The sequence below is a fragment of the Rhodococcus sp. NPDC058639 genome (genome assembly GCF_042717545.1).
Taxonomy (GTDB): domain Bacteria; phylum Actinomycetota; class Actinomycetes; order Mycobacteriales; family Mycobacteriaceae; genus Rhodococcus.
Genome location: NZ_JBHXRF010000004.1, coordinates 153772 through 169010, shown reverse-complemented (window position 1 = coordinate 169010; position 15239 = coordinate 153772). Strand labels below are relative to the sequence as shown.

The following is a 15239-nucleotide window of genomic DNA, read 5'->3' as shown; positions in this document are numbered from 1 at the left end:
AGGTGGGCAAGGTAGTTGAGAAGTCAATTATTTCCGCATCGAGGGAGAGTCCACATGCCCGCCGTGACCGTCGACAACATCCTTGCCCTTCCCCGCATCACCGATCCGGTGCCTTCCGCGCTGCCTCGACCGGTGCTGTCGGTGACCACCGCTCCTCGCGGCTTCGAGGGTGAAGGGTTTCCCGTCCACCGCGCCTTCGCCGGCATCGAGATGCGGCACCTCGACCCGTTCATCCACATGGACCAGATGGGTGAGGTGCACTACGCACCCGGCGAACCGAAAGGCACCCCGTGGCATCCGCACCGCGGCTTCGAAACCGTGACCTACATGATCGACGGAATCATGGAGCACCAGGACTCGCACGGGGGAGGAGGCACCATCTCGGACGGCGACACCCAATGGATGACGGCCGGTGGCGGCATCCTGCACATCGAAGCGCCACCCGAGCGCGTGGTGACCAGTGGCGGCCTGTTCCACGGGGTCCAACTGTGGGTGAATCTGCCTCGTGACGACAAACTGGTTGCACCTCGCTACCAGGACATCTCCCGTGACCGCGTCACCTTGCTGTCCTCACCGGACGGTGGAGCGCTCATCCGCGTGATCGCCGGCGACCTCGACGGGCACCGCGGACCGGGCTCCACACATACCCCGATCACCCTGCTGCACGTGAGCCTGGCGCGCGGTGCGCGCGTGACCGTGCCGTGGAATGCGGAGTTCAATGCCTTGGCCTACGTGCTGGCAGGGGACGGCTCCGCCGGCGCCGACCGCCGGCCGATCCACTCCGGGCAGACCGTGGTCTTCGGTCGCGGCGACACCCTGACGATCGATGCGGCCGGCCGGCAGGACTCGCGTACCGACACGCTCGAGGTGTTCGTCCTGGGCGGCAAGCCGATTCGTGAACCCGTGGCGATGGCGGGGCCCTTCGTGATGAATACGAAGGCCGAGGTGATCGCCGCGTTCGAGGATTTCCAGGCGGGACGCTTCGGCTCCGTCCCCGCAACCGGCGGACTCGCAGGGCCGACGCAGTAACTCGCCGTCCGGGGGCGCGTCGCACCCATGCGTGAGGCGCGCACCCGGCGGGTACCCGGTCCGGGCACGGACCGACCTGCCGCCGGGCGACCGAGGAGAGCAATGCAGTCACGTACAGCGGAGTCACGAACAGCAGGGTCACGTACAGCGGCGAGCAGCGAGGAGACGGTTCCGGTCGACTCCGAGTTCCACGATCTCGACGCATGGTGGCGCGCAGCGAATTATCTGTCCGTGGGTCAGATCTACCTCATGGACAATCCGCTTCTGCGGGAACCACTCCGGCCCGATCACATCAAACCCCGCCTGCTGGGGCACTGGGGGACCACGCCCGGACTCAACTTCATCTACGCCCACCTCAACCGGGTCATCACCGCCCGCGACCTCGACATGATCTATGTGATGGGTCCCGGCCACGGTGGCCCGGGCCCCGTCGCGGCGGGGTGGCTCGAAGGCACCTACAGCGAACGTTATCCGGAGGTCTCACAGGACGAAGCCGGGATGGCTCGCCTGTTCCGTCAGTTCTCCTTCCCCGGAGGCATTCCGAGTCACGTCGCCCCCGAAACCCCGGGTTCCATCCACGAGGGCGGCGAACTGGGGTACTCACTCGCCCATGCGTACGGGGCTGCGTTCGACAACCCCGATCTGGTCGTCGCTGCCGTGATCGGGGACGGCGAAGCCGAAACAGGTCCGCTCGCCGCGAGCTGGCACTCCACCAAATTCGTCGATCCGCGCCGTGACGGCGCCGTCCTCCCGATCCTGCACCTCAACGGCTACAAGATCGCCAACCCCACGGTCCTCGCGCGTATCGACCCCGGGGAACTCGACTCACTGCTGCGCGGCTACGGTCACGACCCGATCGTGGTGGCCGGCTCCGACCCGGCCGAGATGCACAGGGCCTTCGCGTCGGCACTCGACCGGGCGCTGAACCGGATCGACGAAATCCAGGAGCACGCGCGCCGGACCGGCGATACGGAGCGCCCGGCATGGCCGATGATCGTGCTGCAGTCACCCAAAGGCTGGACCGGCCCCGCTGAGGTCGACGGCACTCCGATCGAAGGCAGTTGGCGCGCGCACCAGGTGCCGTTCGGCAACGCCCGCAACGACGCCGGGCACCGCCTGATCCTCGAAGAGTGGATGCGGAGCTACCGGCCCGAAGAACTGTTCGACGACGACGGTGCTCCAGTCCCGCAGATCCGTGACCTGCACCCTTCGGGCGCACGGCGGATGAGCGCCAACCCGCACACCAACGGCGGTGAGATCCTCCGGGACCTCGCGTGTCCCGATTTCCGCGACTACGCCGTCCCCGTCGGCACACCCGGGAACGAGATCGCCGAAGCGACCAGTGTGCTCGGCGACTTCCTCCGCGACGTGATGGTGCGCAATCCGTCCACCTTCCGGATGTTCGCCCCGGACGAGAACAATTCCAACCGGCTCAACGCCGTCCTCGAGGTCACGGATCGGACCTGGAATGCCCGGACGGTGCCGGGAGATGACCATCTCGCGCCCGACGGGCGCGTGATGGAGGTGCTCTCCGAACACATGTGCCAGGGCTGGCTCGAGGGATACCTGCTCACCGGACGGCACGGGCTCTTCTCCTGCTACGAGGCATTCGTCCACGTCGTGGATTCGATGTTCAACCAGCACGCGAAGTGGCTGCGCACCACCAACCGCATCGAGTGGCGCAAACCGATCCCGTCCCTGAATTACCTGCTCACTTCACATGTGTGGCGGCAGGACCACAACGGCTTTTCCCACCAGGACCCCGGCTTCATCGACCACGTCGTCAACAAGAAAGCCGAGGTCATCAGGGTCTATCTGCCGCCGGACGCCAACACCCTGTTGTCCGTCGCCGATCATTGTCTCCGCAGCCGTCAATACGTCAACGTGATCGTCGCGGGCAAGCAACCGGAATTGCAGTACCTCGACATGGATGCGGCTGTCACCCACTGCACCAAGGGAATCGGCATCTGGGAGTGGGCATCGACCGACGGGGGCGCGGAGCCCGACGTCGTCCTCGGATGCGCCGGAGACGTACCCACGAAGGAAACCCTCGCAGCGGTCGAGATTCTTCTCGGATACTTCCCGGACCTGAAGATCCGCGTCGTCAATGTCGTCGATCTCATGAGATTGCACGACGACCGGGAACATCCCCACGGTCTGCCCGGCGCCGACTTCGACTCCCTGTTCACCACCGACAAGCCGGTCATCTTCGCCTACCACGGATACCCGTGGCTGATTCACCGCCTCACCTACCGCCGCACCAACCACGACAACATCCATGTGCGCGGCTATATCGAAGAAGGCACCACCACGACACCGTTCGATATGTGCGTCCTCAACCGGATCGACCGATTCCATCTCGCGAAGGACGTCATCGACCGGGTCGACCGCATCCGTCCCATCGCCGGGCATGCCCGCGAAGACCTGCTGAACACGCTCGCCGAGCATCACCGCTACATCCGCACCCACGGCGAAGACATGCCGGAGGTCACCCAGTGGAAGTGGCGCGGGACGGACGCCGTGCGATCCTCGTCCTGAACGGGGGTCCCGCGGACAACCCGTTCAGGCGAGATCTGTTTCCGGACGCCGCAAGACGGGCTCACCGCGGACGAGACGAGCGACATCGACCTGATCGAGTGAGGTGACCACGAGGTCGGCACCGGCTTCGGCGAGGCCGCGCTCGTCGTCGGCGCGCGCGATCCCGATCGACAGCATGTGTCCGGCTTCGGCTGCTTCGATTCCGCTCACCGCGTCTTCGACGACCACACATGCTTCCGCCGGGGCGCCGAGTTCGGCGGCAGCGGTGAGAAATATTTCGGGATCCGGCTTCCCGCGGGCGAAATCACGACCGGAGAGGTCTGCGTCGAACATGTCGCTCAGCGTGGCGCCCTCGTCGATGGAGGCTGTGTCGAGGCCCTCGTCCCGCGCGAACACATCCATCCGGACGGCCCGCAGAAATCGGAACGCGTTCTTCGACGACGACGCTGCGGCGATGGGGACACCAGCGGCCCGGATCGCGAGCACGAACCGCAAGGCGTCCGGGTACGCCCGGAATCTGCCGTCGTCGATCAAGCGGATCAGCAGATCCTGCTTGCGGTCCGCATAGGTGTGGAGATGTTCGTCGTCGTCCGGAATCCCGAAGTACCGCAACGCGGCACCGGCGCCCTCCATGCGCGGCCGGCCCGACATCACCTCCTGGTAGACCACGGGCGTGAATGCGTCCTCCGACCACGAGCTGCTGTCGCGGATCGGCGCCCATTCGCCGAGCATCAGGTCCCGGAGGCTCTCTCGCCAGGCGTGCTCGTGTGGCGAGTCGACGAGCACCCCGTCGACATCGAAGATCGCGCCGCGTAGACCGTGCTCACTCATCGTCGCTCCCGTGGTCCGGTCAGGCCGGCAACTCGTGGTGATCCGGTGCCGCCGGCACCGCCGGCACCGGCGGAATATGGAACACGTGCGACGCGCCCGCCCCGAGTTCGACGATGTTGTCGCCGACACCCACCCGCACGGGCACCCGGAAACCTTCGACCTCGGCGAGGACGGTCAACTTGTCGCCCACGATGCGCACGCGCAGGGGAGTGCCGCGATACCGCATCGAGAACGACACCCCGTCGAGCCGGTCCATCAGGCGAGGGCGGAACATCAACGCGCCACCGTAGATACGGGCGCCGACGTAGTAGCGCTGCACGAGGTCCAGCGTTCCGGCCATCACCCCCATATGGATGCCTTCCTTGGTGGTGCCGCCCTGCAGGTCACTCACATCGCTCTCGAGCGCCACCATGAACCGCTCCCACGACGACTCCGGATCGAACGCCGCCAGCACGCCTGCGTAGGTGAGGAAACTCAGCGTCGACCCGTGTGAGGTCCGCTGGTCGTAGTACTCGACCGTCCGCACGGCGAGTGCGCGGTCGACGTCGTAGCCGAGTCGCGCGAACAACGGTTGCAACTCGTTGAAGTCGAACAGGAAGAACAACATCACCGTGTCGGCTTGCTTGGAGACCTTGTACCGGTTCGGGTCCCTGCCTTCCGCCCGCAGGATGCGGTCCATCCGCTGGATGTTGCCGTACTTCCGCCGGTAGTGGTCCCAGTCGAGTTCCTCGAGATCTTCGTATCCTTCGAACTGGCTGATCACCCCGTCGTGGAACGGCACGTACATCTTGGTGGTCATCTGCGACCACGTCTCCAACTCGTCGTCGGTCACGCGCAGGCGGGCGCGCAGCGCCGTCTGGCGACTCGCGGACAGGCGCTCGAGCACGTCGAGTGCCTTGCCCGCAATCCACGCGACCATGACGTTGGTGTACGCGTTGTTGTTCAGTCCCGCTGCCTCGACATCCGGGTAGCGCTCGTGGAATTCGTCGGGGCCCATCACACCGTGGATCTCGTAGCGGTCCCGTTCGGGGTTGTACTGGGCGATGGACGACCAGAACCGCGCGATCTCGAGCATCAACTCGGCGCCGAAATCGGCCAGGAAATCGAAGTCGTCGGTCGCCTGGTAGTACCGCCACACGTTGTAGAAAATGGCGGCGCTCACATGGCGCTGATTGCGGCTCAGATCCGGGTCCCACTGTCCCGACAGGGGATTGAGGTGAACGGTTTGGGTTTCCTCCGTGCCGTCACTACCGCTCTGCCACGGGAACATCGCACCGTCGTAACCGGCTTCCCGCGCCGCGGCCTGTGCCTCGCCCAACCGGCGGTACCGGTAGCCGATCAACCCTCGCGTCACGTCGGGCATGCGCAGGTCGAGGAACGGATAGACGTACAACTCGTCCCAGAACACGTGCCCGCGATACGCCTCGCCGTTCAGTCCCCGCGCCGGCACGCCTGCATCGTGACGTGCGGTGTGCCGCGAACACACCTGCAGCACGTGCGCCACGTGCAACCGCAACAGCATCTGGACGCGGGGTTCGCGGGGCACCCGGATGTCGCAGATGTCCCACAACTCGTCCCACGCGGCCTCGTGTTCGACGTAGGCCTCGTCGAAGCCCGGATAGCGCACCACATGGCGACCCGCCGCGGCGAGGGGCTCGGTGATCGCATCGTCGCGGGCGGTGAACATCGCCACGAGTTTTTCGACCCGCATGGGCGTGCCCTGGGTGACGTCGAAGGTGAGTACCTGCTGGATGTAGTCCTCCATCTGGTACAGGTCGCGTTCGACGTCGAGACAGTCCTGCTCGCCTTCGTAGAAGACCTGCGTGCGGGCAGCCTGCGCGATGTAGATGTCGGACTGCCGGGTCTGCACCTTCAGGGCGATCGTGTCGGCGCTGAAGGTTCGGGGCGAGACGGGATCGAGGTGGCGACCCTCGAGTTCGCGGTAACGCGCCACCGCGCGGTTGGTCATGCGCCCGTCGAGCGCCGAGACCAATTCGATGCGTCCGGACCAGTTCTCGGCGGTGATGGTCCAGGACAGGCCGCTCTGGTGCCGGTGCGCCATACTGACGAACCGCCGGCTGTGCAGGGTGGTTTCACGGCCCTTCCGGTCCCGGAACCGCAACTTCCGAATCACCGTGGCGGTGCGGATGTCGTAGATGTGCCGGTACGACAGGATTTCGACGTTCGACAGCCGGATCGCGTCCTCACCCTCGATGCGCAGTTTGAGCACGAGCCAGTTGGGGAGGTTGACGAGATCCTCGTTGAGGACGGGGCGACCACCCATGATGGTGGTCTCACGGTTGTAGCAGCCGTGGGAGTACGTGCCGGGATAGTGGACTTCGCCCATGTCCTCCCACTCAGCGGTGCCCCGGGTGCAGAAGTATCCGTTGCCGGTGGATGTCATCGCCTCGCGGAGTCCTTCCTCGTCCGCGTCGAAGTTGGTGTATTCGAGGGTGAACTCCGGGTCGGACACGCTTACCTCCAGGCGAGTTGCGGTGGGCGACGGATCAGCGGGCCAGGCCGGACAGGAACTTTTCGACGTCCTGCACCGAGTCGAGCACGAAGTCGGCGGCCGTGGTGCGGCCTGCCATCTCCGGGTCGTCGGGGCGGCCCACGAGGATGCCGATACCCCGGCCGCGCAGGGCCCGGAACGCGCTTTCGTCGGTGATGTCGTCGCCGAGATAGAGCGGAACGATGTCGTCGGAGTCGAGCCCGAGGACGTCGATGAGGTGCAGAACGGCCTTGCCCTTGTTCCAGTCGATCGCCGGGGTGAACTCGTACACCATCTTCCCCGGGACCAAAGTGAGTCGATCGCTGTTCCGGTCGCGCAGTTCGTGGATGATCTCGTCGACGCGGGCGCGGGTATCCGGTGCGGCCTGCCGGTAGTGCACGGCGACCGACGCGTGTTTGGCTTCGAGGGACACACCGTCGAGACCGTGGAGCCTCTCACGCAGGGTGGCGGTCGTTTCCGTGATCAGGTCCGTGAAGTCGGTGAGTGCCTCGTGTACGACCGGTCCCTGCTCGGGACTCCAGATGTCGAATCCGTGGCTTCCGGCGACGATCAGGTCGTCCACACCCATCAGCTGCTGCACGACCTGGCGGTCGCGCCCGGTGACGATGCAGACGGAGCATCGGTCCGCCAGAGCGAGCACGGTCCGGCGCATGCTGTCGGACCACACCGCGTCCTCGGGGCGGGGAACGATGGGTGTGAGCACGCCGTCGTAATCCAGGAATACCGCCGGCCGGCGGCCCTCCAAACGCTGCCGCAATGCCTCCGAGCCGAGGGCCGGGGGCAGATCTCCCACGGTCGACACCGTTTCCATGTCGTCCGTACCTCCTGCAGTCGGGGTCGTCGTCAACGGGTTCACGGCTCCGGGCGGTACCTGTCCGCCAGGGAGCCGCCCTCACCGAACCGTACACCTCACGGACTGCCTCCCGGAGGCAATGGAAGGGGCGCGCCGCCGTCAGCGGATCGGGCGCCGCCACCGGGCGTCGTCTGCGGTCAGCTGTGTGATCAGGTGCTCCGCCGCATCGGTATTCCGGAACGGGCCGGTCAGCAGATCGGCGTAGACGTGTGACGGTGCGACGTGCCGCAATCCTCCACGACGGTCCATGCGATCGAACACGACGGGCGACCAGGGGATCGCGACGACGACATCGCCTCCCCGATCCACCGGGCGCAGACCGAGGACGGCCGCGAACTCGTCGGGATCGTCGGCGTAGACCTCGACGAGGGCCGGTTCGGCGTAATCGGTCGCTCCCACTCCGGTGAGCGCGTAGGGGATGTCGAGGTGCTCGGCAAGCCGGTTTCGGATCGCTGCCACGCCGTCCGGGGCCGCGAAACGGCGGGTCGGGCAGACCTTCCGGTCGTCGGCCCACGCACGCAGCATCGGTTCCCATCGCACTTCGGTGATCGCACCGCGGGGGATCCTGCGGATGAGTTCGCGTTCGACCAGAACCTCGACGACGCGGTAGGTGGCGCCGGTCGACGCTCCCGACAGCTTGATCAGCTCGGGAACGGTGATCTCGCCCTCGTGGTCCGCCAGTGCGCGGACCACCCGATCGGACGGTTCACCGGTGAGCACTCCGGAGGGTCTGCCCGGACCGCGCCATGGATCGGCGTCGGCGCCGCGGTTACGCACCCAGATAGCGGGGCGCGCCGCCATGAGAGCGAGGTTGCCGGTGGCGTCGGCATACGAGATGCCGTGCTGGTCGAGCTGGCGGCGGACCGGATCGGACAGATAGTGGGCGCAGACGAATCCCCGGTCGGATTCGGTCAATTCGGCCGTGATGCGCGCGACGTCGCCGCTGAGTACTCCGCGTGACGGTATGACGGCGAAGGACACCGATTCACCGTCGGGTGCGGTGACGAGGAGCCTCCTGGGTGCTTCGGGGGAGCGGGACCGGTCGGCGCTCAGACTCCATCCGAGCGGCAGGCACGCCTCGAGGCCCGCGGCGGCTCGCCGGTAGATGTCGATGTGGCGTTCGGGTCGCGGTCCGGCCGGATTCTCGATGGTGGCCACGGAGTCCTGTTGTGTCACATCCACCACAGTAGTCACTCTGTGCACGACGGAAAAGGCCTTTAATCGAATTTCCGATGTGATGGATTACCCGGTGCCCTCGAGGAACACGAAGAATCGATGCGCTAGCGTCGTTCGCATGACTGACAGCGCCGGCCGGATCGCATTCATCCAGGCCACATGGCATCGCAACATCGTCGACCAGGCCAAGGCCGGGTTCACCGACGAGATCGTCTCGCTCGGATGGTCTGCCGAGAACCTCGATTACTTCGAGGTCCCCGGAGCATTCGAGATCCCCCTGCACGCCGCACGTCTGGCGCGCACCGGGCGGTACGCCGGCATCGTCGCGGCAGGACTGGTGGTCGACGGCGGGATCTACCGTCACGACTTCGTCGCCACCGCCGTCATCGACGGATTGATGCGCGTCCAGCTCGACACCGATGTCCCGGTGTTCTCCGTGGTGCTCACCCCACACCACTTCCACGAGCACGACGAGCACGTCTCGTACTACACCCGGCACTTCGTGACGAAGGGCGCCGAAGCGGCTCGCGCACTCGATGCCACCGTCACGTCGCTGCGCGCGTTGCCGACCGCGGACTGATCCGCGGCCGGCAACGCACCGGCATCACCGCACCTGTCGCTGCGTCTCGCTGTCGGTGACGGGAGTGGGAGCGGGGGTGGATTCGGTGCGATTCCGGTAGGCGGCACGGGCGTTCTCGTCCGATTCGAGAACGACGGACTGCAGTCCGAACGCACCGGAGATCCGGTGCCGGGCCGCCTCCGGCATCAGGCGCAGGACGGCGAGAATGCCTCCTGCGGTCCGGGGCACGTAGCGCAGACCCGAACGGCCCGAGCCGATCACCCCGGTGATCGCCTGTGCGACGTCCTCGGGACCCACCATCGCGACGCGCTGGATCAGCGCGTTGGGCTTGATGCCCGCAATCAGTTCGGTGCGTACGAATCCCGGCGCGATTGTCGAGACCGTGACGCCGGAGCCGGCGAGTTCCTGCCGCAGCACGGAGCCCAGACCGATCACCGCATGCTTGGTTGCCGAGTACACGGCGATCCCCGGTGCGCCCTCGATGCCGACGATGGACCCGAGATTGACGATGTGCCCGTGCCCTTGCTCGGTGAAGCGCGCGGCCGCGAGTTTCGACCCGATGATCACGCCCCGCACGTTGATGTCGATCTGGCGGTCGGACACTGCGTCGGACTCGTCGAGGAACCGTCCCGTCGGCATGATGCCGGCGTTGTTGACCACGACGTCGAGTCCGCCGAGTTCGATTGCGGCGAGATCGAGAAACTGCTCGAACGAGCCGCGGTCCGTGACGTCGAGTGGCAACCCGAGGACGGTCGAACCGAATCGTGCGGTCAGCGCGGCAGCTGTTTCCTCCACCAGGGCCGTGTCGATGTCCCCGATGACGACCTGTGCGCCGGCACGGAGAAGAGCCTCCGCGGTCGATCGTCCGATACCGCGTGCGCCACCGGTGATCGCGACGCGCTTGCCCTGTGCACCTCGGGTCATGTGTTGCCGTCCTTAACTCTCGAGCGGGTATTGCCGTGTGCTCACGCTAGAAAGCGGAGCGCCGGAGATCCATGCCGAAAGCGGCTGTTTCTTGTGAATTTCGGCCACGTGGCCGATGATGGCACGTCGTGACAACCGTGGTCCCTCGCCGTGCCGCGACCAGCGCACGGCTTCTCGTGGACTTCGCCCGGGAGCGCGGTATCGACACGCATCTGGTTCTCCGCGGCACCGGTTTACCGGCCGAGGGACTGGCGGATCCCACGAGCGAGATCACGGACGAACAGGAACTTGCGCTGATCCGGAATCTGGTGGCGGCGCTGGACGATGCACCCGGGTGCGGGTTCACGCTCGGTGCGTCGTATCAGGCAGCCGTGCACGGCATCTACGGATACGCGTTGATGAGTTGTGCGACCGTCCGGGAGGGAATCGAGGTGGGGACGCGCTACTTCGACCTGTCGTACGCATTCTCGCGGGCGACGTTGGCGTACACCGACGGCGAGGTGCGCTTCTCGCTCGACGACCGTGAGGTTCCGCGCGATGTACGGGGATTCCTTCTCGAACGCGACCTGTCCGGAATCCTGGCGCACTGGACGGCCTTGTGGGGCAGCCCGGTCGAGGTGCGGCGGATCGAAGTCGACGAGTCGCTGTTCGGTCGCATCGCACCGATGGTGCGCGAACACGGCTACGAGGTGGTGCCTGTGTCCGGGCCGCACACGGTCGTGGTGGACGCGGCGGCTGTGGAACGTCCGATGCCCACCGCCAGCGCGGCTGCGTCGGCGTTACTGCTCGAAGAGTGCGCAGAACTCCTTCAGCGGCGACGATTCCGCAGTGGAACCGCATTCCGGGTCCGCGAGATCCTGCTTCGTGCCGCGTCGTCGGGTGCGACGCAACAGCGTGTGGCGGGGGAGTTGGGGCTCAGCGTGCGAACGCTGCGGAGGAGGCTCGACGAGGAAGGAACGTCGTACCGAGAGGTCGTGGCGGAGACGTACAGCGCAGTGGCCGAAGAACTTCTCGCTGCGGGGCTCTCGGTCGAGCGGGTGGCGCACCGCCTGGGGTATTCCGACGCGTCGAGCTTCACGGTAGCTTTCACGAGGTGGACGGGAACGACTCCGGGCCGGCGGGCCAGGGGAGCGCGTGGGTGAAGGACAGGCGAGATCCGATGCCGTTCCGGGGGAGTGGGATCCGACGCAGGAAAGGAAGACGAGGTGGGAGTAGGGCACACCCGACGTTCGGTCGGACCGGAGGGACCGATCGGCGCAGCACTGAAAGATATTCTGGAACGGACGGAATAAGGTAATAAAAGGAAAATCCGCCATCTCCACCACAACTCGTCTCGATCCCGCCATTCACCAACGCCCCCATCACCCGCACTTACATCGAGGGCTGGTGGAAGTAGCGAGCGAGCCTGCGATGGCGGTGGGCGAACAGTCCCGCGACCACGCGGTGCGCCATGGCGGCGGCGATCGGTACATGCGACAGGGGCGCGCGCAGCTCGAACGTGAGGCGATCGTGGACGCGGGTTCCGCCGGACGGCAGCGGCTGTAGCTCGCGTTCGTGCTCCCAGCGGCGCAGGAGCACCATGCTGGATTTCTCGTGGAAACGGCGACCGGGTTCGACGGCAGCGACGGTGAGGTCGTCGAATTCGACCGGCAGTACCCCGAAGAGCAGGAGCGGTGCACGGCCGAGGCGCACACCGACCGGCACCTCGTCGATGGAAAGGCCCCGGACCGCACGCGGCATGCGCATCGCCAGCACGGGGGCGAGTTCGTCGTTGATACCGCCGGGATCTGTGATGCGGGCCCAGACTGCGGTGATCGCGGCGGGAAGGACCGACTCGTGTTCGACGACGACGCACCCCACTGTGGCCCCTTCCCTCGAAGGGAACGGACGATAGCAGGAGTGTTACCGCGATCCCGAGAAGGACGGTGACAGCAGGATTCGGCCGTCGTTCACCTGTACCGCGTAGGTGCGTACCGATCCGATCCCGGGTGCGGCGCACGCACCCGTCTCGAACGAGAACGCGTACTGATGCAGCGGGCACACCACGCCGGTGTGGTCGATCTGCCCGTCGGCCAACGGCCCGCCCTTGTGCGGGCACACGGCATCGGTCCCGCGGACCGAACCGTCGGACAGCAGGAACACGGCGATCTGCCGGCCGTCGACCGTGTACGTGCGCCCTTCGCCGCGGGTGAGATCCGAGACCGGTCCGAGGTCTACGACGGCGCTGTCGTCCACGGCGGTCATCGAACGGGGACCTGGGGGAGGGGCAGCAACGGCAGCGACGGCGCAAACTGCGCGGGAGACTTGGGGTCCGAACGGTCGAGCCAGGGATCACGGTAGCCGGCGACGGCGACCTCGACGCGTTCGTCGAGTAGGGCCACGATGTTCTCCTCGTCTCGAATCAGCAGGTCCTGTAGTCGGCCCAGGCCGATGCGCGGCACGAAGGCGTAGGTCCGCTCGAGCCAGTGGGCGTGTTCGCGGTAGTACTGGATGAACCGTCCCGCCACGGAGAGCACCTCGTCGGCGGAGTCCACTGTCGCGAGGAGGTCACCTTTGCGGACATGTGCACCGGCGGCGCCGCCGACGTAGATGTCCCACCGCCCGTCGCCGACGGCGACCACCCCGAGGTCCTTGCACAACGCCTCGGAACAGTTGCGGGGACACCCCGCCACGGCCAGTTTGAGCTTTGCCGGTGTCTCGAGCCCCTGGAAGCGTTCCTCGAGTGCGATACCCAGGCTCGTCGAGTCGCCCAGACCGAACCTGCAGAAGTCGCTGCCCACGCAGGTTTTCACGGTGCGAAAGCTCTTGCCGTAGGCGAAGCCCGACGGCATGTCGAGATCGGCCCAGACCTTCGGCAGATCTTCCTTCTTGATGCCGAGGAGATCGATCCGCTGACCGCCGGTGAGCTTCACCATGGGCACCCGGTACTTGTCGGCGACATCGGCGATCCGGCGCAACTGATCCGGCGTGGTCACCCCGCCCTTCATCTGAGGCACCACCGAAAACGTGCCGTCCCGCTGGATATTGGCGTGCACACGGTCGTTGATGTAGAGCGCGCCGCGCTCGTCGACCCAGTCGGGGCCCCACAGCGTGCGCAGCAGCGACGCCAGTGGCATCTTCGCGGAGGCATCCTCCCGGCCTCCGGTCGCGAGTTCCGCGAACACTTGTGACACCGCGCGCAGGTCGTGCTCGCGGATCGCGGCGATCAGGTCGGGTTTGGTCAGCGGAATGCACGGCACATACCAGTTCGCGGCGGGGTCCTCGGCGAGCGCGCCGCCGGCCGCGCACGCGACGATGTCACCCACGAGCGCCTTGCAGGATCCGCAGCCCTTGCCCGCCCGGGTGGTGGCGCAGACATCCGCGAGGCTGGCCGCTCCGCCGTGGACACAGGCGACGATGTCACCTTTGGTGACGCCGTTGCAGTTGCACACCTGGGTGCTGTCGGGCAGATCTGCCGCCACGTCGGCGCCCTGAGGCTCCCCGATGTCGAACAGCAGTGCCGCGCGATCCTGGGGGACCTCGATCATTCCGTCGAAGGCCTGTCCGAGCATCGACGCCCGGCCGATGTCGCCGAGCAGCATCGCGCCGATCAGTTTGTCGTCACGCACGACGACGGCCTTGTACACACCGCTGCGCGGATCGTAGAACTGCACGAACTCGTCGTCTTCGCGTTCGGGTCCCTTCACGCCCATCGCGGCGACGTCGATACCGGCGACCTTGAGTTTCGTGGTGGTGCGCGAGCCCTCGTACGCGGCGTTCGGATCGGTGCCGGTGAGATGCTGGGCGAGTACGACGGCCTGCTCCCACACCGGCGCGACGAGGCCGTACACCTCTCCGCGGTGCTGCACGCATTCCCCGACGGCGTACACGCTGGATTCGTCTTCGCAGCGCAGCTGGTCGTCGACGACCAGGCCGCGCTCGACGAGAAGACCACCGGTACGCGCGAATTCGGTGTTGGGGCGGATACCCGCCGCGACGACCACCATGTCGGTGGGGACGACGGTGTCGTCGGCGAATCGGACCCCGACCACGTCGCCGTGGCCGTCGCGCTCGATTCCGATCGTGCGTGTACCCGTGTGCACGGTGATCCCGAGTTTCTCGATTTCGGTGCGCAGGACGCGGCCGCCGCGCTCGTCGAGTTGCTGGTTCATCAGGTGCCCGGGCGAATGCACGACCGTCACCTCGAGTCCCTGGATGCGCAACCCGTACGCGGCCTCGAGCCCGAGCAGTCCGCCGCCGACGACCACCGCCGACACGTCGTCGCGGGACTCCGCCATCTGAAGCATGCCGTTGGTGTCGGCGAGGGTGCGGAAACCGAACACGCCGCGCCCGAGGCGGCCGTCCGCTTCGCGCAGGCCGTCCATGTTGGGAAAGAAGGTCGACGATCCGGTGGCGACGACGAGCACGTCGTAGCCCACCACCCGGCCGGATTCACAGGTGACCGTCTTGGCGAACCGGTCGAGGCGGACGGCGCGGTCACCCGCGAAGAGGGTGATGCCGTGCTCCCGGTACCAGCTCATGGGGTTGAGCACGAGATCGTCGTCGTCGGCGGTTGCTTCGCCGGACAGGACGTGGGAGAGCATGATCCGGTTGTAGTTGCCGTACGGCTCGTCGCCGATCATGGTGATGTCGAAGAGGTCTCGTCCACCTCGCGCAAGGACCTCTTCGACGGTGCGTGCACCTGCCATGCCGTTGCCCACGACGAGGAGCCGCCGACGCGGTGTCTCCGGTTGGGGCTGGGTCGATGTCATGGTTCGAGGGTCGGCCGCGTCGGTGACGGATCGGCTGCCGGGGCG

12 protein-coding genes are annotated in these 15239 nt (G+C 66.5%); 4 read left to right on the top strand and 8 right to left on the bottom strand.

The window, feature by feature from the left end; translation table 11 throughout:
• Window positions 1-54 precede the first annotated feature (54 nt).
• Complete coding sequence (locus ACFWU2_RS09050; RefSeq protein ID WP_378604195.1) at window positions 55-1029, top strand: pirin family protein; 975 nt, start codon at window positions 55-57, stop codon at window positions 1027-1029.
• A gap of 102 nt (window positions 1030-1131) precedes the next feature.
• Window positions 1132-3567 (top strand): phosphoketolase, encoded by a 2436-nt coding sequence (locus ACFWU2_RS09045; protein ID WP_378604192.1) that lies wholly within the window; start codon window positions 1132-1134, stop codon window positions 3565-3567.
• 24 nt (window positions 3568-3591) lie between these two features.
• Here the strand turns inward: ACFWU2_RS09045 and ACFWU2_RS09040 are convergent, their stop codons facing one another.
• The 4 genes from ACFWU2_RS09040 to ACFWU2_RS09025 form a co-directional block, all read right to left on the bottom strand.
• Window positions 3592-4398 (bottom strand): HAD family hydrolase, encoded by an 807-nt coding sequence (locus ACFWU2_RS09040; RefSeq protein WP_378604188.1) that lies wholly within the window; start codon window positions 4396-4398, stop codon window positions 3592-3594.
• A gap of 19 nt (window positions 4399-4417) precedes the next feature.
• Entirely contained in the window at window positions 4418-6871 is a 2454-nt protein-coding gene (locus ACFWU2_RS09035) for a glycoside hydrolase family 65 protein (protein ID WP_378604185.1), read from the bottom strand.
• A 34-nt stretch (window positions 6872-6905) separates the two neighbouring features.
• Window positions 6906-7721, bottom strand: coding sequence for a trehalose-phosphatase (gene otsB / locus ACFWU2_RS09030; RefSeq protein ID WP_378604181.1), 816 nt, complete (start codon window positions 7719-7721; stop codon window positions 6906-6908).
• A 141-nt stretch (window positions 7722-7862) separates the two neighbouring features.
• Entirely contained in the window at window positions 7863-8945 is a 1083-nt protein-coding gene (locus tag ACFWU2_RS09025) for a helix-turn-helix domain-containing protein (RefSeq protein WP_378605161.1), read from the bottom strand.
• A 112-nt stretch (window positions 8946-9057) separates the two neighbouring features.
• Between ACFWU2_RS09025 and ACFWU2_RS09020 the strand changes: the two genes are divergently transcribed.
• Window positions 9058-9519 carry a 6,7-dimethyl-8-ribityllumazine synthase gene (locus tag ACFWU2_RS09020; protein ID WP_378604178.1) on the top strand — a complete coding sequence of 154 codons (462 nt, stop codon included), beginning with the start codon at window positions 9058-9060 and terminating at the stop codon, window positions 9517-9519.
• A 24-nt stretch (window positions 9520-9543) separates the two neighbouring features.
• On the opposite strand, the gene ACFWU2_RS09015 is transcribed toward ACFWU2_RS09020, so the two are convergent.
• Window positions 9544-10443: an SDR family oxidoreductase gene (locus ACFWU2_RS09015; protein WP_378604175.1), complete on the bottom strand. Its 900-nt coding sequence runs from the start codon at window positions 10441-10443 to the stop codon at window positions 9544-9546.
• 128 nt (window positions 10444-10571) lie between these two features.
• On the opposite strand from ACFWU2_RS09015, the gene ACFWU2_RS09010 reads away from it, so the two are divergent.
• A complete protein-coding gene (locus ACFWU2_RS09010; RefSeq protein WP_378604172.1) occupies window positions 10572-11585 on the top strand; it encodes an AraC family transcriptional regulator ligand-binding domain-containing protein in 1014 nt (337 codons plus the stop codon).
• Between the two features lie 229 nt (window positions 11586-11814).
• Here ACFWU2_RS09010 and ACFWU2_RS09005 read toward each other — a convergent pair whose 3' ends face one another.
• From ACFWU2_RS09005 to nirB, 3 genes are read right to left on the bottom strand one after another with little or no spacing between them, the layout of a single operon-like run.
• Complete coding sequence (locus tag ACFWU2_RS09005; RefSeq protein ID WP_378604170.1) at window positions 11815-12303, bottom strand: hypothetical protein; 489 nt, start codon at window positions 12301-12303, stop codon at window positions 11815-11817.
• Window positions 12304-12345: 42 nt separating this feature from the next.
• Window positions 12346-12687, bottom strand: a complete 342-nt coding sequence (locus ACFWU2_RS09000) for a Rieske (2Fe-2S) protein (protein ID WP_378604167.1) — start codon at window positions 12685-12687, stop codon at window positions 12346-12348.
• A complete protein-coding gene (gene nirB / locus ACFWU2_RS08995) occupies window positions 12684-15194 on the bottom strand; it encodes a nitrite reductase large subunit NirB (protein ID WP_378604164.1) in 2511 nt (836 codons plus the stop codon). The genes ACFWU2_RS09000 and nirB overlap by 4 nt, the downstream gene beginning before the upstream one ends.
• Window positions 15195-15239 lie beyond the last annotated feature (45 nt).